Here is a 25239-nt window from a genome sequence, read left to right on the forward strand (position 1 = left end):
TCAAATTATTATTATGAGATATCGAAGGATCTTAGATCAATAAGATTTAAAATTGAAATGTAAGAATGCTCAAAATTGTAAGAAAAATATTTAAGATACTTGTATTTAGATTGGAGAAGGCTTACGAGTCTATTCTATCAAATAGAAGGATGGAAACAACTAAGAAGCTTAAAGAGCAGAAAAGATCTGATATTAAGCGATGGAAGAAAAACAGTGAATTAAATGAAGACTGGAAAGAAAGATCAAAAATCCTTGCTAAAATGGTAAGACCTGAAGCTAAAGTTATTGAGTTTGGAGCCGGGAATATGCATTTGAAAGATTATCTTCCTGCAAATTGTGATTATACCCCTTCAGATATTTATGTAAGGGATTCAAATGTGATATACTGTGATCTAAATGAAGAGGAAATAATTGATCTCAAACCTTATGATACCGCCATTTTTAGCGGGGTGCTTGAATATGTTTATGATCTGGATAGGCTTTTTAAGGAACTTGCAGGTTCTCTAAAATATATTAATCTCACCTATGCGTGTAGTGATATTTCTGGGGCGAATAGATTAAAACAGGGCTGGCTAAGTGATTATACAAACTCGGACCTAAGAGATATTTTTAAAAGAAATGGATTTGAGATTGTTGAGTATCGTGAGTGGAGAAAGCAATCAATTTATCGATTGAAAAAAATATAAATAGATAGAAAATTGGCCATAAAAACTGTAGTGATAATTCCAGCCAGAGGAGGCTCTAAAAGAATCCCTAATAAGAATCTGCAATTGCTTGGGGATATTACTTTGTTAGAGCATAGTATTAACTATGCCAAAGCAAACTGCGATTTTATCAAGGATATTGTGGTAACTACAGATTCTAAGGAAATAGCTAAGGTAGCCGTAACGGCAGGAGTAAAGGTTATTGAGCGACCGGCAAATCTTTCAGGTGATAAGTGTACTACTGTGTCAGCGCTCAAACATGCTTTATTGAGTTTGAATAATGAGTTTGATGTGATTATCCTATTACAACCAACTAACCCTTTAAGGCCAGCAAGTCTATTGAGGGATTCGTTAAAAGAATTTAAGAATGGAGATTATGATAGTTTAATAACGGTTAGCAGAAATTATCATAAACTAGGCAAAATTGTAAAGAACAGATTCGTTCCATATAATTATAATATGGGACAAAGGAGTCAGGATTTGGAGCCTTTATATTACGAAAATGGCCTGTTATATATAATGCGTTCGAACATTATCATGAAAGATGTTCTTTTGGGAGAAAATAATCTGGCATATGAAATTAATCATCCTTATGCTAAAGTTGATATAGATACATGGGAGGACCTGAAATATGCACAATTCCTCTATCGAAATGAGGAGCTAGAAAAGTGATTTAAGAGTATTAAAAGGAATGAGCAAATGAGAAAAGTCGGAGACCCGTATATAGAAATATCTGGAAGGAAGATCGGGATGGATTATCAGCCGCTTGTGATAGCCGAAATAGGAATAAATCATGAGGGTTCTCTTGAAGTGGCAAAAGAAATGGTAGATTCAGCTAGGCGGGCCGGGGCTGAGATAGTGAAGCATCAGACTCATATCGTTGAGGATGAAATGACCAAAGCAGCAAAAAATGTAATTCCCGGAAATGCAGATGTTTCTATATATGAGATTATGAAAAGATGCTCTCTTAATGAGGCAGATGAGTTGGAGCTGAAGAAGTATGTGGAAGAAAATCATATGATCTTTATTTCAACACCATTCTCCAGGGCAGCTGCGGACAGATTGAATTCTTTTAATGTTCCTGCCTTTAAAATAGGAAGTGGAGAATGCAATAACTATCCTCTTTTAGAGCATATTGCAAAATTTGGAAAACCTGTTATTTTGAGTACCGGGATGAATGATATTAAAAGTATAAAGAAGGCGGTTTCTATTTTTGATGATCATAAAGTTCCCGTGGCATTGATGCATACTACTAATCTTTATCCAACCCCACCTCAATTAGTAAGGTATGGGGCAATGATTGAATTACATCAGTCATTTCCTGAAAAAGTGTTTGGATTGTCTGATCATACTTTAAATAATAATGCATGTTTGGGTGCCGTAGCTTTGGGTGCGTCAATTTTAGAACGACATTTTACTGACCATAAGGATCGCAATGGACCGGATATTCTTTGTAGTATGGATGAAAATGATTGCAGAGATCTGATAAAATCCTCTACAGAAATTTCGTTGATGCGGGGAGGAAGAAAAATTCCGGCTAAAGAGGAAAAGATCACAAGTGATTTTGCATTTGCCAGCGTATGTACCATTTCCCCAATCAAAGCTGGCGAAGTATTTACCCCTGAAAATATTTGGGTGAAAAGACCAGGTACAGGAGAAATTTCAGCTGAATTCTTTGATCAGATTATTGGAAAAATTGCAATAAAAGATATAGAAGCCGATGAGTTAATTTGCTGGGAAGATGTAAATACACAAGGGTTTTAAATGAAAGGAAAAGTATCAAAGAAAATACTATTTATCACCGGGACCCGGGCTGATTTTGGGAAGCTAAAGAGCTTAATGCAGGTAGTAAAGGAAGAACCGGGTTTTGAATATATAATATTCGCTACCGGAATGCATCTGCAAAGAAAGTATGGTTACACGGTACTGGAGCTTGAAAAAGCAGGGTTTAAAAATATAAGGACCTTTGAAAACCATACCAGCGAGATGACCATGGATCTAAGCCTGGCAAAAACCATAGAAGGACTTTCTTCCCATGTAAAAGAAGAAAATCCCGATCTGATAGTGGTTCACGGCGACAGGATAGAAACATTAGCCGGAGCCATAGTGGGATCTCTCAATAATATTCTGGTGGCACATATAGAAGGTGGTGAACTTTCCGGAACCATTGACGAACTCATTCGGCATAGTGTAACTAAACTTAGCCATGTACATTTTGTTGCCAATGACCAGGCAAAAAGAAGACTCATTCAAATGGGGGAACTGGAAAGCTCTGTTTTTAAAATAGGCTCACCAGATATCGATATCATGTTTTCAGAGAATCTGCCAGCTTTAGAAACGGTCAAAGAATATTATGAAATCAATTTTGAGGAATATGCCATTGCCATGTTTCATCCGGTAACCACGGAAGCGGACCTCATGGAAAAGCATGCTTCGAATTTCGTAAATGCCCTCCTGGAGGATAATCACAATTATGTGGTTATATATCCTAATAATGATCGTGGCACTGGGATAATCCTGCAAAAGTATGAACGACTTGAAAATAATTCGAAATTCCGAATCATTCCGTCCTTAAGGTTTGAATATTTCCTAAGTCTGCTTAAAAATGCAAAGTTTATCATTGGGAATAGTAGTGCTGGTATACGTGAAGCACATTATTATAAGATTCCATCAGTGAATATAGGTACACGCCAGAAGAACAGGTCTGCAAATACCCAGATTATAAACTGTGATTATTCCGTGGAAAATATTCTAAAGTCGATAGACAGAACTGAAGAAGTAACCTTTACTGATGGGGGATTTGATTTTGGGAATGGTGACAGCGCCAAAAAGTTTTTAAACCTGCTCCAAAAAGGGGATATATGGGATATAGAGCATCAAAAACAGTTCAGAGATCTAAATTAACTACCCTTGAAAAATAATAAGATATTTGTTTTAATACCAGACGGGGTTGGATTGAAGAATTTTGCTTACGGATCATTTCCTGAAATAGGAAAGCAGCTGGGATATGATATCATTTTCTGGAATCAGACCTCGAAAGATCTTTCTGAACAAGGACTGAAACAGATCAAACTCAAACCTGAACCAAGGGCGGTGACCGATCTTTATAAAAGAGCGAAAATAGAAAGTGAGCTGAATCATTTTACTTCGAAATTCAATGATCCCGTCTACCAGACCTATAAATTTCCTTCTTCTGGTAACGGTTTGAAAACCCGACTAAAGAATTCTTTTGTCAGGATGATGGTAAATATGCATTCAGGCGAAAAAGGTGTAAAACATCTGCAGAAAAGGATGGAAGAAGCTGAAAGAAAATCGAAATATTATACTCAATGCTTTGACCTACTACAGCGGGAGCAACCAGAATTTCTATTTTGCACCAACCAGCGACCCTTAACTGCGATAGCACCGGTGCTTGCAGCCAGGGATCTTGGGGTCCCCACAGGTTGTTTTATTTTTTCATGGGATAATTTACCTAAGGCAACTAAAGTGGTAGATGCCGATTTCTATTTCGTTTGGAGCGATCATATGAAACAGGAACTTCTAAAGTATTACCCCCATATTTTAGCGGAAAAGGTTATCATCACCGGCACTCCGCAGTTTGAGGTGCATTTTGACAGGCAGAAAAGGCTGGAAAGGGAAGAATTCATTAATAGGTTTAGATTGGAGTCTTCCCGAAAATATCTCTGTTTTTCTGGAGACGATATTACCACTTCCCCCCATGATGAGGTTTATCTGGAAGACACAGCTCAGGCAGTAGAAAGCCTTAATTCAAAAGGCTATGATATTGGAATTATTTTCAGAAGATCTCCTGTAGATCATTCCGGCCGATATGATGATATCCTTGAAAACTATAAACATATTATTACTGAAATAAAGCCTGAATGGTATAAAGCAGGGGAAGCCTGGAATGAAATCTTACCTGAAGAAGAGGATCTTAAATTACAAACCAGCATTATTTCAAATACTTTCATGGTCATCAATCTTGGCTCCTCTATGGTGTTCGATTATGCCAGTTATAAAAAGCCGTGTGCTTTTATTAATTACGATCCGGAAGGCAAAAGAGCTGTAAAAGATGTAGCGATCATATACGATTATGTACATTTCAGGAGCATGCCTGGCAGGGATGCTGTAATCTGGATAGATAATAAGGATGAAATATCGGGCGTGATAAAGAAAGTTCTTGATAAAGAGATCGAATTTCCTGTGGAAAATGCGCTGAAATGGTTTGAAAAGATAAATCTGCAGCCGGCGGAAAAGGCTTCTGAAAGATTCTGGGAATTTATTTCTAATTTGTCCTCCCGGCAAGATCTAATAAGTTAAAAAACAATCCCAATTTGAAATGCACATTGCTTTCCTAACACCAGAATATCCCCACGAACTGTCAGGTCCTTCTGGCGGATTGGGAACCAGTATAAAGAACCTGGCCGAAACTCTGGTGAAGAATAATATCAGAGTGAGCATTGTGATCTATGGACAATCCTTATCAAGGGAACTGAAGGAAAATGGCATTCAGTTTTATTTTCTGAAACATCAGAATTATGCCTTTGCGGGATGGTTCTTCCATAGAAAATATATCCAGAAATTCCTGAACAGCTTAATTGCAAAAGAAAAAATAGACATTTTAGAAGCGACAGACTGGACGGGTATCACTGCCTTTATGAGGATAAATTGTCCGGTAGTGATAAGATTGAATGGTTCTGATGCCTATTTCTGTGAGCTGGAGAACAGGAGACAGAAATTGAAGAACAGGTTATTTGAAAAGATAGCCTTAAAAAATGCCGATCGTCATATATCGGTGAGTCGATTTACCGCAAATAAAACGAACGAGGTCTTTAACCTGGAGATCCCTTTCAGCATTCTTCCAAATAGCATAGAAATTGACAAATTTTTACCGGCAGTAAAGAAGCCAGTAGAAAACAGGATCCTTTATTTTGGAACGGTAATTCGCAAAAAAGGTGTTCTTGAGCTTAGTAAGATATTTAATGAGGTTATAAAAGAAAGACCTGATTCCGAATTAATGATTATCGGTAAGGATGTAATCGATATTTTTGAGAACAGATCCACGATTGACCTATTCAGGGAGAATTTGTCTGAAAAGGCAGTAGACAAATTCAAATATCTAGGAGCTGTTGAGTATGAAGAAGTAAAGAAGCATATAGCTGAGGCGACTGTAGTGGTTTTGCCGAGTTTTGCTGAGGCACTACCTATGACCTGGATTGAAGCTATGTCCATGGAAAAGGCTCTTGTTACTTCCAATATTGGTTGGGCCGGGGAGGTAATGATAAAAGAAGAAACCGGTTTTATTGAAGACCCCAGATTTCATAAAGCATACGCCCAAAAGATAATCCGACTCCTGGATGATGAAGAATTGAGGAATTCCATGGGAAAACAGGCCAGAGAACAGGTTAGTAGAAAATTCTCGGCAGAAGTCGTGGCGAAAAAGAATATAGAATTTTATAAGGAAATGCTTCATCGGTCTTAAACAACATCAAGCAGTGAATGGAGGTAATAAAAATGGCAAATTTAAAAAACTAGTTTCCAAATGATTTTCCTGATTCACCGAAATACCTCTGAATTTCTAAGAGCGGTCAAAGATGAGAAAGAAGTATCGTTAACAGGTAGGTCAATTATTCAGGTATTCTGGGAACTTGCCGAAAAATTTCCGGAAGAATTAATAATATGGTGCGAAGAAAAATTCTATCCCACGATACATTTTGATGCTTTTAAAACCATTTTCCATCACGATCTCATAATGGCTTCATATGCTATAGAATCTAATTTTCTTCCCGATTCTATTGGATACGTAGATCAGATGCCTTTTATAAATGTGAACCCGAAGGTGCCATATGGTACCTGGCGAATGAGTGCTGATATTGGAGGTATTAAGGGAAGCACTTTACTTTTCTTTAAAGATTATTACAGTGATGAATATAATTTCCAGTTCCTTTTAAATTCAATTGCCAAAATTGGTCAGCAGAATGGACTTTTTTGCTATTCCAACCCAAATCTAACCAAAAGTAAACAGCAGCTTTCGTTACATTCTCATGGCAATATCAATGAGCTATTTAAATTCGTAGCACAACATTATAAGAAAGAATGGCTGTGGGTCCTATTGTTTGCATCCTGGAAGTATGAAAAAAAACTTCCCGTAATTTCTTTTATACAAAGCCAATTTTCCAAATTCTTTTTCAGGCTTGAAGTAGATCTTCCAATTAATTCGATACGTGTTAGTAATAATAATACTTTATCAACTTCAATAGATGTGATCATTCCAACCCTATTCAGGCCGGGGCATGTTAAGAATCTTTTAAAAGATTTGAGGCAACAAACCAAGCTACCTCATCGCGTTATAATCGTAGAACAGGACCCTGATCCAGACTCAAACTCTCAACTTAATTTTTTGGAAGAAGAGTGGCCATTTGAGATCATACATCATTTTGTTCACACAATGGGGGCCTGTCATGCCAGGAATCTTGCTCTAGAGGAAGTAAGATCGAACTGGGTGCTATTTGCCGATGATGATATTAGGATTGAGCCCAGGCTATTGGAAAATAGTTTTGAAGAACTGAAGAGACTAGGTGTAAGTTGTCTTAATCTTAATTCTCTACAGCCCGGAGAGAAAACCGTATTTTCTAAAATTAAACAATGGGGTGCTTTTGGTTCGGCGAACGCTCTGGTGAAAAGTGAATACGCTTTGCAATGTAAGTTCTCAAAGTTCCTGGAGTATGGTTTCGGGGAAGATATCGATTATGGAATGCAACTAAGAAACTTGGGGTGTGATATTATTTATCACCCAGATTTACAATTTACGCATCTAAAAGCGAACACAGGGGGGTTCAGAACACCAGGAGTGAATAACTGGAAGGAACAGGAGCTAGAACCAAAGCCTTCCCCGACAATGATGTTTCTTATTAAACAACATTATTCCAAACAGATGATGAAGGGATTCAAGATATCCCTATTTATAAAATATTATAAGAATCAGAAGATCATAAATCCTTTTCGTTATTTTCGATCAATGCAAAAGCGTTGGAAACTCAGTGAAAGTTTGTGTGAAAAATTGGATAAAACTGAAACTAAGCGATGATAACTGAGGAAAAAATCAGCTTCGGCCTAATTGTCTGTACTTACGAAAGAGCTTCCAGTTTAAAGCGTTTGCTAGACTCGGTAAAAAAACAAACACAGTATCCCGATGAGATTCTTATTATTGATGGATCTTTTACCGAAGAAACTAAAGATATCATAGATGAGAATCCGTATGTGAATCTGAAATATTTTAAAGTAGGGGTTGAAGATAGGGGGCTTACCAAACAGAGAAATTACGGGATAGATCATAGTGGCAATGTGGACGTTATTTGTTTTGCAGATGATGACCTAGTACTGGAGAAGGATTATTTCGCACAATTGCTTTCTACCTATAAAAAAAAGCCGGAGGCTATCGCAGTTGGAGGTTGGATAGATGACGATACTTACTGGCGAAAAGTAGAAGGGAACTATAAACCGAAATTTGATGAATTTATCATAGACAATTATGTGCGTAAGCTTGGACAGCGGAATGTTTTTAGAAAAAGATTAGGATTATTATCTGATAAGCCCCCTGGATTTATGCCCGAATTTTCTCATGGCTTTTCGACAGGATTTTTACCACCATTAGATAAAACTTATGAGGTGGAGTTCTTTATGGGTGGAGTATCCTCTTATCGAAGCAATCTTTTTCAAAAAATTAAATTTTCATCCTATTTTGAAGGATATGGACTTTACGAGGATATGGACTTTTGTTTAAGAGCGTCGAAAATTGGTCAGCTATATGTTAATTGTGCAGCTCGGGTGGTCCATCACCATGAACAGGCTGGACGTCCAAATAAATATAAGTTTGGTAAGATGGTGATAATAAATGGTTGGTATGTATGGAGAGTCAAATATCCGCATCCCAGTCTGAAAGCCCGATTCAAATGGCATGCTACGGCATATTTGTTAACTTTGGTGCGATTTGGAAATGTGATTTCAACTTCGAAACGCAAAGAGGCACTCACCGAAAGTTTTGGCAGAATTGCCGGTTGGTTTACTTTAATCTTTAAAAATCTAACGAGTGAATAAGGCTTTTAGAGCACTTCTATATATTATTCTATTGCTATTCATCATCATCATGATAGCGAACTGGAGATATAATTTTTTCACTATAAAAGGGGACGGTTGGTCCATTGGAATGAATACACTTACCAATGTATTTGAAGAAGAACCCGTGAAAAACAGCATTATTCTGGATAAAGAATGGTTTAATAGGCAAACCGCTGGATCAACGCAGTTTTTAGCAGATCCATTCATTTTTATTGAAGATAGCACTCATTACATATTTTTTGAACATCAGGCCGAAGGTAATGCGAATATAGGTCTATTAACATCAAGAAATGGGGAGGATTTTCAATTTGAAGGAGATATTCTGGATGAGGATTTTCATTTATCTTTTCCTCAGGTTTTCAAGTGGGATGGGGATTATTACATGCTCCCTGAATCAAAACAATCGGGAAATGTGTTGTTATATAAAGCAGATAGTTTTCCACGTAAATGGAGTGTTTCTGATACCTTAATTAAAGATGTTACTTTTAAAGATCCAGCTATACTTATTTCTGATTCTATTAAGTTGATCAGTGTGAGTGATGAAAATTTAAAACAAACCATTTATTCTTCAAAAAGTTTAACCGGCCCATGGGTTAAAAGTGATAATTTTAAGGAGCGCTATGGTGATGAAACAAGGGCGGGAGGTAATTTTTTTCAGGTAGGAGATGAATGGTTTTTACCTTTACAAAGAAATAATAGAGGGTATGGCTCTGGCATTTCTTTATACAAATTAAAATATACTAATAAAGAAATTAAATTTGAGAAGTATGCGGAATCATATTTAGATAAAATAGACACTCTCAAATGGTTTAATAGGGGTATGCACCACCTGTCTGTTCTGCCATATAAAGGCAGGTTCAAAATTGTATTCGACGGAGATATAAAATCTCCTGAAAAAGAAAGAATCGCTAATTGGAAAGCTTCCCTAAAGTATAATTTTTATGACCTAAGACGAATATTTATTGAATAGAGATTATAAAAATATCAACCAACGACAGAGGGAATTCTATAATACTAAAAAAAAGAACGTTGCAACCCGAATATGGTCTTATTTTAGAAATGGAGCTTTAAATAGGATAAAAAAGAGGATTGGAGTGGAGCATGATATATATGAATTACACAAAGCTTGGTTTGGGGACCTCTCCAATAAAAAAGTTCTTGATTTAGGCTGTTTCGAAGGAAATTCTCTAAGTTTTTATCTCGCTCAGAATTCTAAAGAGTATTTAGGGATAGATCTAAGCCCCAAAGGCATAAATAATTTAAGCCAGCGAATTTTAAAGATTCCCGGTGCCAGGGCTGAGGTGATCGATTTCCTATCAGAAGACTTCAAAGAAAAAGATTTTGACCTGATTTACGCTTATGGGGTTCTTCATCATTTTAAAGATGTTGATGAACTTATTTCCAAGTTAAACGAGAAGTTATGCAACGGAGGTGAGATCGTAAGCCACGACCCATTGCAAACCAGTCTTCCTATAAAATTGATCAGAAGTATATATAGACCATTTCAAAGTGATAAGGACTGGGAATGGCCTTTTTCAAAAAAGACCTATTATAAATTTGAAGAAGCATTTGAAATTAGAGGACGAAGAGCAGTCCTTGGTAAAGCTAAATGGAGTGTTTTTGCAAATCTGTTGCCGGTTTCTGAAGAAAAGAAAATTAATAAAGCAAAATTATGGCATCGTGAAGACTGGGAAATGTCTGCCCATTCTGATAAACATATGTTTACCTGTATGCATTTAAGTTTACATATGGTCAAAAAACCTGTCAAATGAAGTTTGCAATTTTCACTCATGTAATTCACCATAAGCATGAAAGAAGATATTATGCCTACAGTCCTTATGTAAGGGAGATTAATTTGTGGTTAAGATATGTTGATGAGGTACACATAGTAGCCCCTCTATCCAAGACCTCCAAAACCAGAGATTTAGGAGAAGATTATATTCATCATAATTTAAATTTTATAGAAATTTCTTCTTTTAATCTTCTAAACTTATTAGAATTCCTCAAGGCGCTAGTTAAAATTCCAGTCAATTTTTACAAAATTATTGCTGCGATGCGTCAGGCAGATCATTTGCATATTAGATGTCCTGGCAATATTGGTATGTTAGCTGTTATAGCTCAGATCTTTTTTCCGAAAAAATCTAAAACCGTTAAGTATGCAGGGAATTGGGATCCAGGCGCCAGGCAACCCTGGACTTATAATCTGCAAAAATGGATATTGAGTAATACTTTTTTGAGCAGGAATATCAAGGTTTTAGTCTATGGAGAGTGGAAAAACCAAACAAGAAATATAGTTCCCTTTTTTACGGCAAGTTTTTCAGAAGAAGAACGAGAAACTGTTTTAAAAGAATTTAAACCTCCCTTCCAGTTTATCTATTCCGGAAATATGGTTGAAGGCAAAGGCTTGAAGGAAACAATTGGTATGATGAAATCCTTAAGGGAACTTGGCCTGAATTGTAAATTGGATATTTACGGGGATGGGGTTATGGAGAATAGACTCATGCAAATGGTTCAGGAATTAGAGCTTGATCAAATTATAGTTTTCAAGGGCCGTGCGAATCTGGGAGATTTGAAACAAGCTTACCGTAAAGCTCACTTTTCTGTGTTGCTTTCTAAAAGCGAAGGATGGCCTAAGGCCATTGCAGAAGCTATGTTTTTTGGTTGTGTGCCGATTGGTACTTCGGTTTCTTGTGTTAGATGGATGATGGGTGAGGGAGAAAGAGGCATAATAATTAACAATCCTGAAGGAAGCCGGGTTGCAAAAAAAATATCTAAATTACTCACTTCCTCTGGAGAATTGGTAGAAAAATCCCGAATGGCACAGCAATGGTCTCAGATCTATACTACCGAGAAATTCAGTTCTGAAATAAAAAAAATGCTATGAGGATACTGCAGCTTATAGATACGCTTAATCCAGGTGGAGCTGAAAGAATGGCTCTGAATTATTTTTTAGCTGGTAAAAAGTGCGGATTTGAAAGCTATATAGCAGTAAGTAGAGAGGAAGGTTTTCTCGCAGAACAGATCAGGTATAGTCCGGGTTATAAATTTTTAAAAAAATCGAATGCGGCAGATCTTTTAGCATTCTATAAATTGAAAAAGATTATTTCTTTCCATAAAATAGATATTATTCAGGCTCATGGAAGCTCCTTGTTTTGGGCAGTTTTATGCAAGATTACTGGGAGTAAAGTTAAGGTTGTGTGGCATGATCATTATGGGGATAGCGAAAATTTAGATAAGAGGAAAAGCGTATTATTAAAAAAAGCATCAAGATATTTTGATGGTATTATCAGTGTAAATAATAATTTGAGAAACTGGGCTAAGCATACATTAAAATTTAAAAAGCCTTTAATTTATTTACCTAATTTCGTAAACCAGCCAATAAGTTTAGAAAGAAAAGAATTACCTGGAGGTTGTCAATTTAAAATTGTTTGTGTAGCTAATCTACGTCCCCAAAAAGATCACTTTACTTTAATCAAAGCCTTTAAGGTGATCCAGCATAAATTTGATGTTTCTTTGCACTTGTTTGGACGACATTCAAACGATGCTTACTTTTTTGAAGTAAAAAGCCTGGTTGAAAATAATCCAGGAATTTTTTATCACGGAGAAGTGAGTACTGTTATGAATTTTCTAGCAAATGCCAATATGGGAGTGTTATCATCAAATTCTGAAGGATTGCCTTTGGCACTACTGGAATATGGTATGGCCGGTTTACCTGTGATTTGCACTAAAGTAGGTGAATGCAGCAATATTATTGAAGATGATGGAATTTTAGTGGAAGCAAATAATCCAGAAGAATTGGCTTTGGCAATGAAATATTACCTGGAAAATAGGGAGAAATCTAAACAAGATTCTATAAATTTCAATAGAAGGATAAAAAACGATTATTCTGAGGAAGCTATTCTATCAGAATTTCAAAAGTTCATCTCAAAAATCTGAATCTTGAGCAAGGAAAGTTACATAAACAATCAATTTTATATCAGGATGCTTCTTATTCATCTGGGGTATGGGTTTTTGATTTTTCTGTTTCCTGAGTTATCGAAAATAATTCTCCTTGTAATAATGGCATCCTTTCTATTTGTTATTTTAGATAGAAAGAATAAAGGTAATGAAGCCTTAATGGCTGCTGCTTATATTGCAGGGGGAGAGGTCTTCTTTAGGCAAACTGGTGCTCTTTTTTTCTGGGAAACTGGTAAATATGCCGTAATTATATTTCTATTAATAGGGATGTTCTTTAAAGGTGCTAGCTCTAAAACAGTACCCTATTGGCTATACCTTCTTATTCTTTTTCCAGGTGTTTTAATAGCTTCCTTTAATTTTAGTTATGATGCCGAAGTTCGGAAGTTGATAGCTTTTAACCTGGCGGGACCTGTTTGTTTGGGTATTTCTGCATTATACTGTTATTATAAAAAAATAAAAAGAGAAGATTTTCAGAGAGTTTTATTGATGCTATTAATGCCTTTAGTAGCACAGATGACTTATTTATATTTCTATACACCCAGTATGGAAGAGGTGAGAATTAGTTTATCCGGTAACTATGCAGCAACAGGAGGTTTTGGCCCAAATCAAATCGCTACGGTATTTGGCATGGGATGTTTCCTTTTAGCAACAAGGCTATTTACTATTAAGGATAAATTAATTAATTTAATAGATATTGCTCTTTTAATACTTATGGGATATAGAGGAATAATCACCTTTTCCAGAGGTGGGATTATTACAGGAATCGCCTGCATAATCGCATTTTTAATTTTTTTCTACTATAAGCAGAGTAGTACAAAAAGAATCGAAGGAACAAATCTTAGAATATTAGTTTTAATTGGAATTTCTATCGCCATATGGATATTTTCATCTTTGGAAACGCGTGGATTAATAGGTAATCGTTATACTAATCGTGATGCAGCTGGCCAATTAAAAGAGGATATTACCACGGGAAGGACTGAATTGATTACTACTGAACTAACAGCTTTTTACAAGCATCCCATTACCGGGATCGGAGTTGGAAAAGGTATTGAATACCGGGAAGAGAATTTAGGTATAAAGATAGCAAGCCATAACGAAATTAGTAGGTTACTTGCAGAACATGGGGTTTTAGGAATATTCGCGTTATGTATTCTTATATTTGTCCCATTGATATTCTGGTTTAAATTTCAAAATAATTATTATTTTCTGGCCTTTGTTGCATTTTGGTTCCTGACCATTAATCATTCGGCTATGCGTATTGCTTTGCCGGCGTTCGTGTACGGACTGGCGTTATTGTATATTGTAGATGAGAAAAAGAATACTGTACATAGGAAACGACTTGCAGGTTAATAGTTTTACCGCTACCTATATCTCTTTTTTCAGCAAGATGCTGAAAAAAGAGGGGTATAAAGTAAGAACTGCTTCCACCCGTAATAATAAAGCACTTCGCCTTGGAGAGATGCTTTCCATGATTATTCGTTATAAGGATTCCACCGATATTGTGCTTATAGATACCTATGGAGCGATGAATTTCTATTATGCATATCTTGTTGGTAAAGCCTGCCAGATGCTTAATATGGAATATATACCAATTCTCCATGGCGGTAATCTGCCTGAGCGTTTGGAAGGTTCAAGGAAACTAAGCGAGAGCCTTTTCGGAAATGCAAAAATAAATATAGCTCCTTCCAAATTTCTATATGACAGTTTCAGGTCTTATGGTTTTGACAATCTGCAAATAATACCCAATTCCATTAATACTGAAAATTATCCTTTTAAGGAACGGGCAGACTTTCGACCAAAACTTTTATGGGTAAGAAGATTTCAGAAAAGGTATAATCCCCTGATGGCTTTAAAGGTCTTGCAAATAATCAAAAAAAAATATCCTGCTGCCAGTTTATGTATGGTGGGACCGGAAAAGGACGGCAGCATGGCTACCTGTAAAAAGCTTGCAAAAAAGTTTGATCTGGATGTGAGGTTTACGGGCAAGCTCAAAAAGAAACACTGGGCGCAGCTTGCTTCTAATTATGATTTCTTCATCAATACCACGTCAGTTGATAATACTCCCATAAGTGTTATTGAAGCAATGAGTCTTGGTCTGGCCGTTGTGAGTACTAATGTAGGCGGAATGCCGGTACTGATCAGAGATGGGCATGACGGAATTCTCGTGCCTGAAGATGATGAGCGAGCTATGGCCTCAAAAATTATTGAGCTGATGGAAAATCCGGTTGAGGCAAAAAGAATATGCGAAAATGCAAGGAAAAAGGTGGAGCTTTATGACTGGAACCTTGTTAAGGAGCAGTGGAACAAGTTACTCGCTTCATGAAAAAAGTCCTCTATATTGGCAATAAACTTTCAAGACACGGGGCTGCTCCCACAAGTATAGATATCCTCCCTCAGTATCTGGCTAAGGAAGGTTTCCGGATGAAGACGGCTTCCTCAGCAAAAAATAAATTCTTTCGTTTGTTTCACATGATCTGGAGTGTGATTTTAAACTCAGGGAAAGCTGATCTTGTTTTAATAGATACATACAGTACTTCAAATTTCTGGTATGCTGTTTCGTGTGGAGCGGTTTGCCGTATACTCAATGTGCCTTATGTATTTATTTTACACGGTGGAAATCTTAAAATGCGTTTTTCAAAGGTTTCCCAATGGATACTTGAAATTTTTAAAGCAGCAAAAGCAAATGTTGTGCCCTCTCAATATCTACTGGAAAAATTGGAACCAATTGGTTTCCTTAATCTAAAACTTATACCTAACTGGATAGATCTTAAAATGTATCCTTTTAAACTGAGAACTAACTTAAGTCCCAGATTGCTGTGGGTCAGGTCCTTTGATGAAGTATATAATCCAGGAATGGCCCTGGAAGTAATAGAAAGTTTACAGGAAGATCATTCTGATGCCCAACTTTGCATGATTGGACCTGAAAAAGATGGTAGTCTTCAAAGATCGGAATCCATCGCCAGAGAGAAGAATTTACCAATCCAGTTTAAAGGAAAACTTAGCAAAGAGGAATGGATAGATTTATCAAAGGATTTTGATATCTTCATTAATACTACTTCAATAGATAATACTCCTGTTAGCTTAATTGAGGCCATGGCTTTGGGATTACCTGTAGTTTCAACAAATGTAGGTGGGATTCCATATATGATAGATGATGAGGTAAACGGAATTCTGGTTAAGTCGCAAAAGCCTGAAGAAATGTTCCATGCAATCCACAATTTGCTTAAAAATCCTGATTCAGCTGAAACTTTAAGTTGTAATGGGCGAAAAAAAGTGGAGGAGTATGACTGGTCTCATGTAAAGCCGTTGTGGTTAGAATTGCTAAGCTAAAAATTATATATTTAGCCCCCAGTCCTGAATGCAATTTAACCATGTCTAAAAAACCAATTTTCCATTTCGAGATCTCAGAACGTAAGGTCCTTTTACGTTTGTTTGATATGGTAGCTGTACTGCTTACGCTGGCTGTGGTGGGAGTTGTATTTGAATTCGATTATTTTAAAATAAATGCCGATTACTGGAACTGGACCCTGGTTTTCCTGATATACTTGAACCTTTTTGCCAGTATTTTTGAGCTTTATGACCTTCAGAAGGCCGATAGGTTTGACAGTGTAATTAAGAATGTGCTTCTTACCTCGAGCCTTACGGTTCTTTTTTATATCCTAACTCCGTTCTTTACTCCAAGTCTTCCAGCAAATCGTTTGCAGATACTCTTTTTCTTTCTTTCAATTGCCGGAGCACTACTTCTTTGGCGTTTTTTGTATATAAGTCTTATCTCATCTCCCAGATTCTATAAACGAGTGTTAGTAGTAGGTGATTCCTTTGATATCAAGCTTATAGCCGAATCCCTTCAAAAGACCGATCCAAATTATGTGGTGGTGGGATACGTGAATACAGATGATAAACTCAAAACTAAATTTCAAAAAGAAAACCTGATACGTTTTGAAGTGAATGAATTGCAGGGAGCTATCGAAAAATATCATATAAATGAAGTGGTTGTGGCCAGTGCCTATCAGAAGGGGCTTATGTTGCCATTATATAACGAATTAAGTGAGCTTCTTAAAAAAGGTTTTCCCATACGGGATTACACGCAGGTCTATGAAGAGATCACCAGAAGGATTCCGGTTCAGAATGTAGATAAGGATTTTTATAAATATTTTCCTTTTAGCAGAAGTAACCAGAATAAGTTCTATCTGTCTGTTTTCAGAATATTAGATATTCTGGTTTCTTTTATCGGGCTCATTTTCTGTGCCTTTATTCTGCCTTTTGTAATTCTTGGTAACCTTTTAGGGAACAGGGGTAAACTCTTTTATACACAGGAGAGGGTAGGGAAAAATGGAAGGATCTTCAATATTCTGAAGATGAGAACCATGGTACATGATGCCGAAAAATCTGGGCCCCAGTATGCTCAAAAGAATGATTACCGGGTAACCAAATTTGGTCGCTTTTTAAGAAGATCAAGAATTGATGAAATTCCGCAATTCTACAATGTTCTTAAAGGAGATATGAGTTTGATAGGTCCCAGACCTGAAAGGCCGGTATTCGTCAAGGAATTATCTGAACTTATCCCCTTTTATGAGACCAGGCATATCGTAAAGCCGGGATTAACTGGATGGGCACAGGTTATGGCCAATTATGGGGATTGCCATGATGACAGCCTGGAGAAACTTCAATATGATCTTTATTATATAAAGCATCGTGGAATATTCCTCGATCTAAGTATCCTTTTAAAAACATTGAGTACGGTGATCTTCTTCAGAGGACAGTGATATCTGTTTGCAGTGCTCAGTCAAAAGTTAGCAGTGGATAGCTATAAGCAATAAGTTTTAAGCTCTAAGCTCTAAGCTCTATGTTTTATGGTAGCAGCATTTGGGGCCTTAGTCGGCAGTTTGAGGTTTTTATATTCCTGCTGCGCTGAGCTTGACGAAGTGCGCTATGATATGATTTCGGAAATTGGCCTTCGACAGGCTCAGGCCGTCAAGCCTTGGGACAATAAGCAAGGATCATTCAACATTTAAAATTTTGAATAAATATGCATTTTTGATTTGTCCGTTATCACTTGTCATTTGATCATGACGGGCGTTTTCTTCGGAATTTTATAATAGCAAAGAGGAATATGAATATGGCCAGGAATTGTGCAATCCGGGCAATATAATCTCCATATTTAACGTAAAAGGTCTTATTATCACCAAGTCCAATTTTTCCGCTGATAGTTCCCCTTTTTTCATAACCCAGACTTTTTACAATATTCCCTCGGGAATTAATAATTGCAGAAATTCCGGTATTGGCACTTCTGGCAACATAACGCCGTGTTTCAACCGCTCTTAGTTTCGCATAGCTTAAATGCTGTTTGTGCCCCTGCGTATCTCCCCACCAGGCGTCATTGGTAATGATACTAAGGAAATTTGCACCATTCTGAACGTATTCGGTAACATATTCTCCGTAAACAGATTCATAACAAATTATAGGCGCCGCGCCGGTACTGTCATTTAACCATAGGACTTCCCGGTTTTCCTGGGTTGTCTTCATGGCTACGGTACCTCCAAGGTCTATCATTATATTGCCCAGGATTGGCTTTAGTATATTCTGATAGGGGAAATTTTCTACTCCTACCACTAATTTCGATTTATGGTAGAGTTGCGTGGAGTCGTTAGAAGAATTTACCAGAAAAGCCGAATTGTAATCATCATACCAGTCATTGGGCCCTATCTGATTGGTCTGTTCTCTGACCTTTTCCGGATCACTGAATCTTTCAAAAAGAGTGACACCTCCAAGAAAATTCAAATCTGAAGTCATCCTGCTTATCTGATTTCCGAAAAACACAGCTTCAGAATTATCTATATTATTGATTCGGGTGCCATCTGCAAAAACAGTTTCGGGGGCCAGAACCAGGTTTGTAGAATCATTGACGGATTCCCGACTGAGATTTAATAAAAGCTTTCCTATTCGTTCATCTGTGGTGTTGTATTTTTCCGTATAGGGATTGATATTAGGTTGAAGAATAACCACATTTATATCGTTTTCAGGCTCCTCATGATTATAGTATATATACCACGAGATGGTGAGAGGTACACCTATCAGAAAAAGGAGCTTCAGTGCCGATCTGTAAATTATGCTCTTTTCTCTATACTCCCGGTATTGTAGTATTGCTTTGAAAACAGCTATGTTTAACAGCCATATCCATAGTGTTCCACCAAATGTTCCGGTATACTCATACCACTGCACCCAGCTTATATATTCGGAAAAAACGTTACCCAGGTTAAGCCAGGGCCAGGAAAAGTCCCAGTTGAGGTGTATCTTCTCAAATACCATCCAGATACTGGCGAGAAATGCGGCTGCAGCACTAAAACCGGTTCTTTTAGCCACAATATGATATAGAAGGAATACCAGGGCCATCAAAAGGGAATTCACAAGAATGGCAAAAGCACCCCCGAACGGGGTGGAAAAATAGATCCAATACGTAGTGATAAGATTCCATACAAAGAAACTTAAGTAGGCCAGTCCAAAAACTTTTAATTTAACCCGGCTTTTTGAAAAGTTCCTTACTTTAAATTCAGCTAATAACAAGGGTACAAATGCGGCAAAAATAAAAATAGGGAAACCATAGGTAGGCCAGGAAATAGCTAATAATACTCCACTAAGTAAAGCGTAGAAAAAATTCCTCATAAATTTTGGGTCTCCTCAAAAATAGCAAACTTCCTTATCAATTATCAATTATCAATTATCAATTATCAATTATCAATTATCAATTATCAATTATGCTCATTAGAATACATTAAAGAAATATTTAGAGCTTTTTCATTTCAAAATAGTAGTTTAGTAACTTCTAACTAAAATCTATCTATGGGAATTAAAAGGCATATTCCTAATCTAATTACTCTTTTGAATCTCTTCAGTGGAAGTCTGGCTGTGATCTTTGCAGTGAAGGGCAATCTTGTTCTTGCTGCGATATTTGTGGCTGCAGGTATCTTTTTTGATTTTTTTGACGGACTGGCAGCGAGAGTGCTTGATGTTAAAAGTGAGGTAGGGCTTCAACTTGATTCCCTTGCTGATGTAGTGACGAGTGGAGTGGTCCCTGGAATTGTAATGTACCAGTTACTAACGAAAGCGCTTCCCTCAGACGGAGGACTGGGAGCTGACTGGAATTCATCGGTTTTTGATGTTCAGTTAAAACCCTTTGCTCTAATAGGGCTTCTGATCGTTCTTGCTTCAGCTTATAGATTAGCTAAATTCAATGTTGACGATAGGCAGACAGATTCATTTATCGGGTTGCCAACTCCTGCAAATGCCTTGTTAATACTAAGTTTACCATTAATTTTGACATATCAGCCCGGACCATTTATCTCCGGACTCTTACTTAATGAATGGTTTCTGCTGATCCTTACGCTGGTTAGTTGTTATCTTCTTAATGCAGAGCTGCCACTTTTCGCCTTAAAATTCAGTGATTGGTCCTTCAGAGAGAATAAGTTGAGGTACTTTTTTATCCTAAGTTGTATAATCCTGATAATCTTTCTGAAGTTTATTGCAATCCCGGTTATTATTCTGCTGTATGTGGGCTTGTCTCTATTCAGCAACAAAGCAAAGGTCTAAGTTCTATATTTTTTAATAAGGCCTATTTCGGTATTTAAAGTGGCCCCACTAATTATATCCATATTTGCAAAAGGCCAGCTTTTTAACGTTTTTCTTTTTTTTGCCAGATTAAAGAAGATTTCATAATATGACTTTGATAAATGGTTATCTTCATAGTAAGCCTTCAGGTTATCTAACATATCTCTTTGATGGTATACCTTAGCCCAATTAATCGATTTTAAAAGGCGATATCTTTTATTTATATCTTTGGATTTCATCATTCTCTTAATGAGCCAGTCATCTATTTTAGATCTTAAACCCCACACCGGAATTTTAAAAATATTCGACCATGATTGAGGAACGATTGGGATCTGACTGGTGGGAATGTTTTTAAATTTTCGCAGCTCTGGAGTTTCTTTTAAAAGTTTATTAGCAAAGCGATAATAAAGTCTGAGATTTGGATGAATATTACTGGTCTTTTTTAGCATTTGTAATGACATACCCGGGCTATAGGCATAGAATTTCTCGTTGCAAATATTCACCTGACGGGACAATTCCATTCTGGTAAAAGTATACCATGAGAATAATTCATCATATAGTTCGGTATAAGGAAGATTATGTGCTTCTATTCTGTCAAAAATTTCCTCTGCATTAATCAAAGTAGATTTTATAATCTCCTTTTTACTCTTCTGTAGATCCAGCTTTTCAAACCAGAAATCTATATGCCAGGAGAGGATAAAATTTATTTTGGTCTTCTTCCAGTTTTCAAAATTTAAAGAATTAGATGGGGTTAGAGGTATTCTTTCCTTTCTGACATAATATTTAATAAAATTTTGCTTCCTGAATTCTGTAGTGTTCAACTTGGTTATATTCCTGGCAGGTAGGCCCTCACAAAGCTCTCCTAAAAGAATGGGATGCTTAGAGGAAGGTTGAACATTCTTTAAAATCTCAAGCCATGAATTCAATTTCACGGCCTCTGTCTCTTTAGTATAATTAGTAAGAGTTTCTTTTTTTGGAAAGTATTGCTCGGGATCAAAGAATGCAGAATGGGATGCGTTACTTACTCTTGCCAATTTTTTTGCAATCTTGCTTTCATAGTTTGAGTCTTCCCCAAATGTATAAGCAGCTATCGCTTTATCCTCAGGGATTGCGCCTAATACAATTCTACTATCAATTCCCCCACTAAGAGCAATACTCACATCTTTACTGTCAGCAGTACAAAGCCCCACTTCTTTTTTATAATGAGACCAGTATGTTTTAATTTGATTTTCTTTCAACTCGTCGGAATCAATATTCTGGTAAAGAGAATTGTCAAATTTCTTAAGAATTAATTCGCCTTTAGAATCAAATCTAATCCACTCTCCGGGAAGTAAGCTTTTACAGTTTTTTAGAACAGTTCTTGAGCCTATATTCATAAAACCAGGGCCAACTGCTCTCTGGAAAATACCAGCCTTGTCAAATTCGGCTTCTGAAAATCTACCAATTAATATGATACTGTTAGAAATGAAAAATTCTTCTCCTTTCTTTAAATAATATATTGGATAAATATTTGCAGGATCTGTGGCAATTACTATCTCAGCATTTCTCTTATTCAGAATAAGGCTGGAAAAGCTCCCTGTTATATTATCATCAACCGGCCAGTTGGTAAGAACACTTCTGGCACCAGAAATCTTTTGGTCTCTTTCGTCTTCCAGGCTGAAATCCTTGAGGTAACCATTTGTAATGGAAAAATCATTTTCGGTTTCTGTGATTGTATTCTTATCATTGATAAGAACGTTGAATGAATTCTGCTTAAGGGAATGAAGACCTTCAAAATCTTTAGCCAACTCAGGATCCAGTATTTTATTTGAAAAGATGAATCTCATATCAAATCCTGATTTCGGGCCTGTGAACCTTATTATTAATTAAAAAGTTTTTTCTTCCTTAATTCAAAGTTCTGTCCTAGGTAAACTTTTCTTACCATTTCATCCTCTGCCAGTTCCTCAGGAATTCCATGCTTAAGAATACTTCCTTCGAACATTAAATAAGTTCTGTCTGTGATTGCAAGGGTTTCCTGGACATTGTGATCCGTAATAAGGATACCGATATTCTTATTCTTGAGCTGGGCAACTATTCGCTGAATATCCTCTACGGCTACTGGGTCAACTCCTGCGAAAGGTTCATCCAGTAATATGAAATTAGGATCGGTGGCCAGGGCTCGGGCGATTTCAGTTCTACGTCGTTCTCCCCCGCTTAAAAGGTCTCCTCTGTTCTTACGGATATGATTTAACCCAAATTCATCTATCAGGGACTCCATTTTCATATGTCGTTCCTTTTTGGAAAGATCGGTAAGTTCCAGCACGCTCATAATGTTGTCTTCAATACTAAGTTTTCTGAAGACGGAGGCCTCCTGGGCCAGATACCCAATCCCGTGTTGAGCTCTTTTATACATAGGATATTTGGTAATATTTACCTTGTCCAGGATGATATTACCGCTATTTGGCTTTATGAGGCCGACGATCATATAAAAAGATGTGGTCTTTCCTGCACCATTTGGACCTAATAGCCCCACGATCTCACCCTGATTCACTTCAAGGGAAATTCCTTTAACAACATCCCTGCCTTTATATGTTTTTACAAGTTTCTCTGCGCGTAATTTCATATCCTGTTTTTTGAGTTCTGATAGATCAGAAACTATACCGGAATCAGTTCTTAGAATCCTCTAAAGCCTCCCAGTACTCAAAGGCTCTCCTCAAATGAGGGATGACAATTGTTCCACCTATAAGAGTACCAATACTAAGGGTTTCCATGATCTCTTCTCGTTTTATCCCTTCTTTATGACTGGATTCCAGATGATATTTTACACAGTCATCACATCTTAAAACAACAGAAGCTACAAGTCCCAGAAGTTCCTTGGTCTTCTTATCAAGAGCTCCTTCTGTAAATGCGTTTGTATCAAGATTAAAGATACGTTTTAGAACTTTATTGTTCTCAGAAAGTATCTTATCGTTCATCTTCGCTCGGTACGAATTGAACTCATCTACCTTATCTATCATAGCTTATTTTTTTAATTTTTCTTCTTCTTTTTTATACATGATCTTTGAAATGATAATGCTCACTTCATATAGGATCAATACCGGAATAGCCACTATAATCTGACTTACGATATCAGGCGGAGTGATTATTGCCGATAGTATCAGAACGATCACCAATGCATATTTTCTGTATTTCTTTAGAAAGTCGGGAGTCACCAGTCCTACCTTAGTAAGAAAATAAATAACGATGGGTAGTTCAAAAATAAGTCCGCTGGCCAGAACAGAAGCTCTTACGAGACTTATATAACTACTAAGGTCAAAATCGTTAAATACCGTTTCGCTTACCTGATACTTACCCAGAAAATTTATGGATAATGGAGTGACCACATAGTATCCAAACAGTACACCCAGAAAGAACAATACTGAGCTTAAGAAAATGAATCCCTTTGCATACTTTCTTTCATTACTATGCATAGCGGGAGCTACAAACTTCCAGAATTCATATATAACATAGGGGAATGCGATTATAAACCCGGCGGTAATGGAGGTCCATACGTGAGCAGAGAACTGTCCTCCCATAGTCCTACTCTGGATCCGGAAAGGCATTTCCTGGTCGCAAAACCCACCATCTATTCCAAAAATCCCTGATAAGCGACATAATACCTTATAGGAGAGGAAATCTCCGTTGGCGGGACCAAATAGCAATACATCAAAGATGAAACTTTTCAGGATAAAGGCTATTCCACCGGCGATCAGTACAGCCAGAGTGGCTCGTATCAAATGCCACCTAAGCTCTTCAAGGTGGTCCAAAAATGACATTTCATTGGCCGGATCTTCCTGAGGGGCTATCTTTTCCATTATAATATTCCTTCTCTAATTAAGTTATGGAGGTGGACCACACCAGAATATTTTCCGTTTTTCACCGCAAGTAACTGAGAGATCTTATTTCTTTCCAGAACTTCCAGAGCCTCCACAGCAAGTTCATCATGATCTATGGTCTTGGGATTCGTACTCATTATATCCCTTGCTTTAAGACCCTGAATCTCCTTATGGTCTTTAAGCATTCTTCTAATATCTCCATCGGTAATGATACCAACGATTTTATTATTTTCCAAAACCGCAGTCACTCCAAGCATTTTTTCCGAAATCTCTATAATGGCCTCTGCCACATTTGTATCAGGGCTGACCATGGGCACCATGTTTTGAGAAGTGATATCACTAACTCTTAAGTACAGTTTCTTTCCTAATGATCCTCCCGGATGATATTTCGCAAAATCCCTGCTGCTAAACCCCTTAAGGTTTAACAGACATATCGCTAGGGCATCACCCATAACCATTTGAGCGGTAGTGCTGGTAGTAGGAGCCAGATTGTTAGGGCAGGCCTCCTTTTCTACATAGCAGTTCAACACATAATCGGCTTCTTTCCCCAGAAAAGATTCTCTATTGGCGGTTAGCGCTATTAGTGTATTGTTAAAATTCTTGATGAAAGGAACCAGGACCTTAATTTCAGGGCTATTCCCACTTTTTGAGATACAAATCACCACATCATCTTTCTGTACGATCCCCAGATCACCATGTATTGCATCGGCCGCATGCATAAAGATTGACGGTGTCCCTGTTGAGTTAAGAGTGGCTACAATTTTATTCGCGATAATTGCACTTTTTCCAATTCCGGTGACAACAACGCGACCTTTGGAACGATATATGATTTCTACCGCTTTGGTGAATTGTTCATCGATGAAATTTTCGAGGTTCGCAATCGCTTCTGCTTCGTTGGAAATTGTTTCTTTTGCAGTGGAAATGATTTGATCTCTAAGTTTCAAATTAGATTAAATTATGAATTGCAGGTACTAAAGAAATACGTATATTTAGTATTTGCA

At 37.1% G+C, this 25239-nt stretch carries 23 protein-coding genes; 17 read left to right on the forward strand and 6 right to left on the reverse strand.

The annotated features are described in order from the left end of the window. Positions 1-65 precede the first annotated feature (65 nt). From EZJ28_RS15400 to EZJ28_RS15475, 16 genes are all read left to right on the forward strand, one after another. Entirely contained in the window at positions 66-686 is a 621-nt protein-coding gene (locus tag EZJ28_RS15400; protein ID WP_131399509.1) for a methyltransferase domain-containing protein, read from the forward strand. A gap of 12 nt (positions 687-698) precedes the next feature. Continuing rightward, positions 699-1376 carry an acylneuraminate cytidylyltransferase family protein gene (locus tag EZJ28_RS15405; protein ID WP_347562611.1) on the forward strand — a complete coding sequence of 226 codons (678 nt, stop codon included), beginning with the start codon at positions 699-701 and terminating at the stop codon, positions 1374-1376. A 27-nt stretch (positions 1377-1403) separates the two neighbouring features. Further along, on the forward strand, positions 1404-2468 hold the full coding sequence (locus tag EZJ28_RS15410; protein WP_131399511.1) for an N-acetylneuraminate synthase family protein: 1065 nt from the start codon (positions 1404-1406) through the stop codon (positions 2466-2468). Beyond that, a complete protein-coding gene (gene neuC / locus EZJ28_RS15415) occupies positions 2469-3608 on the forward strand; it encodes a UDP-N-acetylglucosamine 2-epimerase (RefSeq protein ID WP_131399513.1) in 1140 nt (379 codons plus the stop codon). It begins immediately after the preceding gene. Positions 3609-3614: 6 nt separating this feature from the next. After that, positions 3615-5024 carry a UDP-glycosyltransferase gene (locus EZJ28_RS15420; protein ID WP_131399515.1) on the forward strand — a complete coding sequence of 470 codons (1410 nt, stop codon included), beginning with the start codon at positions 3615-3617 and terminating at the stop codon, positions 5022-5024. Positions 5025-5043: 19 nt separating this feature from the next. Then, entirely contained in the window at positions 5044-6186 is a 1143-nt protein-coding gene (locus tag EZJ28_RS15425) for a glycosyltransferase family 4 protein (protein WP_131399517.1), read from the forward strand. 60 nt (positions 6187-6246) lie between these two features. Then, complete coding sequence (locus EZJ28_RS15430) at positions 6247-7791, forward strand: glycosyltransferase family 2 protein (protein ID WP_131399519.1); 1545 nt, start codon at positions 6247-6249, stop codon at positions 7789-7791. Beyond that, the gene (locus EZJ28_RS15435) at positions 7788-8801 is read left to right on the forward strand and encodes a glycosyltransferase family 2 protein (RefSeq protein ID WP_131399521.1); all 1014 of its coding nucleotides are present in this window, start codon (positions 7788-7790) and stop codon (positions 8799-8801) included. Before EZJ28_RS15430 ends, EZJ28_RS15435 begins: the two co-directional genes overlap by 4 nt. Before the next feature lie 109 nt (positions 8802-8910). Next, positions 8911-9792: a hypothetical protein gene (locus EZJ28_RS15440; RefSeq protein ID WP_131399523.1), complete on the forward strand. Its 882-nt coding sequence runs from the start codon at positions 8911-8913 to the stop codon at positions 9790-9792. Beyond that, on the forward strand, positions 9785-10594 hold the full coding sequence (locus tag EZJ28_RS15445) for a bifunctional 2-polyprenyl-6-hydroxyphenol methylase/3-demethylubiquinol 3-O-methyltransferase UbiG (RefSeq protein ID WP_131399525.1): 810 nt from the start codon (positions 9785-9787) through the stop codon (positions 10592-10594). Before EZJ28_RS15440 ends, EZJ28_RS15445 begins: the two co-directional genes overlap by 8 nt. After that, the gene (locus tag EZJ28_RS15450; protein WP_131399527.1) at positions 10591-11706 is read left to right on the forward strand and encodes a glycosyltransferase family 4 protein; all 1116 of its coding nucleotides are present in this window, start codon (positions 10591-10593) and stop codon (positions 11704-11706) included. Before EZJ28_RS15445 ends, EZJ28_RS15450 begins: the two co-directional genes overlap by 4 nt. Next, complete coding sequence (locus EZJ28_RS15455) at positions 11703-12758, forward strand: glycosyltransferase (RefSeq protein WP_131399529.1); 1056 nt, start codon at positions 11703-11705, stop codon at positions 12756-12758. Before EZJ28_RS15450 ends, EZJ28_RS15455 begins: the two co-directional genes overlap by 4 nt. Before the next feature lie 3 nt (positions 12759-12761). Next, complete coding sequence (locus EZJ28_RS15460; RefSeq protein ID WP_131399531.1) at positions 12762-14129, forward strand: O-antigen ligase; 1368 nt, start codon at positions 12762-12764, stop codon at positions 14127-14129. Beyond that, positions 14086-15102, forward strand: coding sequence for a glycosyltransferase family 4 protein (locus EZJ28_RS15465; RefSeq protein WP_131399533.1), 1017 nt, complete (start codon positions 14086-14088; stop codon positions 15100-15102). The genes EZJ28_RS15460 and EZJ28_RS15465 overlap by 44 nt, the downstream gene beginning before the upstream one ends. Then, complete coding sequence (locus tag EZJ28_RS15470; RefSeq protein ID WP_131399535.1) at positions 15099-16109, forward strand: glycosyltransferase family 4 protein; 1011 nt, start codon at positions 15099-15101, stop codon at positions 16107-16109. The genes EZJ28_RS15465 and EZJ28_RS15470 overlap by 4 nt, the downstream gene beginning before the upstream one ends. Before the next feature lie 41 nt (positions 16110-16150). Then, positions 16151-17545: a sugar transferase gene (locus EZJ28_RS15475; protein WP_131399537.1), complete on the forward strand. Its 1395-nt coding sequence runs from the start codon at positions 16151-16153 to the stop codon at positions 17543-17545. A gap of 301 nt (positions 17546-17846) precedes the next feature. Here the strand turns inward: EZJ28_RS15475 and lnt are convergent, their stop codons facing one another. After that, the gene (gene lnt, locus EZJ28_RS15480; RefSeq protein ID WP_131399539.1) at positions 17847-19442 is read right to left on the reverse strand and encodes an apolipoprotein N-acyltransferase; all 1596 of its coding nucleotides are present in this window, start codon (positions 19440-19442) and stop codon (positions 17847-17849) included. Between the two features lie 177 nt (positions 19443-19619). On the opposite strand from lnt, the gene EZJ28_RS15485 reads away from it, so the two are divergent. After that, complete coding sequence (locus EZJ28_RS15485; protein WP_131399540.1) at positions 19620-20366, forward strand: phosphatidylcholine/phosphatidylserine synthase; 747 nt, start codon at positions 19620-19622, stop codon at positions 20364-20366. On the opposite strand, the gene EZJ28_RS15490 is transcribed toward EZJ28_RS15485, so the two are convergent. The 5 genes from EZJ28_RS15490 to EZJ28_RS15510 are packed head-to-tail and all read right to left on the reverse strand — an operon-like array spanning position 20363 to position 25182. Next, positions 20363-22210 (reverse strand): hypothetical protein, encoded by a 1848-nt coding sequence (locus EZJ28_RS15490; protein WP_131399542.1) that lies wholly within the window; start codon positions 22208-22210, stop codon positions 20363-20365. The two genes, EZJ28_RS15485 and EZJ28_RS15490, sit on opposite strands and share 4 nt — an antisense overlap. A gap of 35 nt (positions 22211-22245) precedes the next feature. After that, positions 22246-22986, reverse strand: coding sequence for an LPS export ABC transporter ATP-binding protein (gene lptB, locus EZJ28_RS15495; RefSeq protein WP_131399544.1), 741 nt, complete (start codon positions 22984-22986; stop codon positions 22246-22248). A gap of 43 nt (positions 22987-23029) precedes the next feature. Further along, positions 23030-23380 carry a carboxymuconolactone decarboxylase family protein gene (locus tag EZJ28_RS15500; protein WP_131399546.1) on the reverse strand — a complete coding sequence of 117 codons (351 nt, stop codon included), beginning with the start codon at positions 23378-23380 and terminating at the stop codon, positions 23030-23032. Between the two features lie 3 nt (positions 23381-23383). Next, positions 23384-24217 (reverse strand): twin-arginine translocase subunit TatC, encoded by an 834-nt coding sequence (tatC, locus tag EZJ28_RS15505; protein ID WP_131399548.1) that lies wholly within the window; start codon positions 24215-24217, stop codon positions 23384-23386. Next, complete coding sequence (locus tag EZJ28_RS15510) at positions 24217-25182, reverse strand: SIS domain-containing protein (protein ID WP_131399550.1); 966 nt, start codon at positions 25180-25182, stop codon at positions 24217-24219. Before EZJ28_RS15510 ends, tatC begins: the two co-directional genes overlap by 1 nt. Positions 25183-25239 lie beyond the last annotated feature (57 nt).

The sequence above is a fragment of the Gramella sp. KN1008 genome, assembly GCF_004332155.1.
In the GTDB taxonomy this organism is placed as follows: domain Bacteria; phylum Bacteroidota; class Bacteroidia; order Flavobacteriales; family Flavobacteriaceae; genus Christiangramia.

Excerpts from the sequence above, each read along its gene's own strand:
- tatC (WP_131399548.1), bottom strand. The coding sequence starts at position 24,217 with ATGGAAAAGATAGCCCCTCAGGAAGATCCGGCCAATGAAATGTCATTT.
- EZJ28_RS15465 (WP_131399533.1), top strand. The coding sequence starts at position 14,086 with ATGAGAAAAAGAATACTGTACATAGGAAACGACTTGCAGGTTAATAGT.
- EZJ28_RS15425 (WP_131399517.1), top strand. The coding sequence starts at position 5,044 with ATGCACATTGCTTTCCTAACACCAGAATATCCCCACGAACTGTCAGGT.
- EZJ28_RS15430 (WP_131399519.1), top strand. The coding sequence starts at position 6,247 with ATGATTTTCCTGATTCACCGAAATACCTCTGAATTTCTAAGAGCGGTC.
- lptB (WP_131399544.1), bottom strand. The coding sequence starts at position 22,986 with ATGAAATTACGCGCAGAGAAACTTGTAAAAACATATAAAGGCAGGGAT.
- lnt (WP_131399539.1), bottom strand. The coding sequence starts at position 19,442 with ATGAGGAATTTTTTCTACGCTTTACTTAGTGGAGTATTATTAGCTATT.
- neuC (WP_131399513.1), top strand. The coding sequence starts at position 2,469 with ATGAAAGGAAAAGTATCAAAGAAAATACTATTTATCACCGGGACCCGG.
- EZJ28_RS15475 (WP_131399537.1), top strand. The coding sequence starts at position 16,151 with ATGTCTAAAAAACCAATTTTCCATTTCGAGATCTCAGAACGTAAGGTC.
- EZJ28_RS15455 (WP_131399529.1), top strand. The coding sequence starts at position 11,703 with ATGAGGATACTGCAGCTTATAGATACGCTTAATCCAGGTGGAGCTGAA.
- EZJ28_RS15410 (WP_131399511.1), top strand. The coding sequence starts at position 1,404 with ATGAGAAAAGTCGGAGACCCGTATATAGAAATATCTGGAAGGAAGATC.
- EZJ28_RS15440 (WP_131399523.1), top strand. The coding sequence starts at position 8,911 with ATGAATACACTTACCAATGTATTTGAAGAAGAACCCGTGAAAAACAGC.
- EZJ28_RS15400 (WP_131399509.1), top strand. The coding sequence starts at position 66 with ATGCTCAAAATTGTAAGAAAAATATTTAAGATACTTGTATTTAGATTG.
- EZJ28_RS15485 (WP_131399540.1), top strand. The coding sequence starts at position 19,620 with ATGGGAATTAAAAGGCATATTCCTAATCTAATTACTCTTTTGAATCTC.
- EZJ28_RS15490 (WP_131399542.1), bottom strand. The coding sequence starts at position 22,210 with ATGAGATTCATCTTTTCAAATAAAATACTGGATCCTGAGTTGGCTAAA.
- EZJ28_RS15435 (WP_131399521.1), top strand. The coding sequence starts at position 7,788 with ATGATAACTGAGGAAAAAATCAGCTTCGGCCTAATTGTCTGTACTTAC.
- EZJ28_RS15450 (WP_131399527.1), top strand. The coding sequence starts at position 10,591 with ATGAAGTTTGCAATTTTCACTCATGTAATTCACCATAAGCATGAAAGA.
- EZJ28_RS15470 (WP_131399535.1), top strand. The coding sequence starts at position 15,099 with ATGAAAAAAGTCCTCTATATTGGCAATAAACTTTCAAGACACGGGGCT.
- EZJ28_RS15500 (WP_131399546.1), bottom strand. The coding sequence starts at position 23,380 with ATGATAGATAAGGTAGATGAGTTCAATTCGTACCGAGCGAAGATGAAC.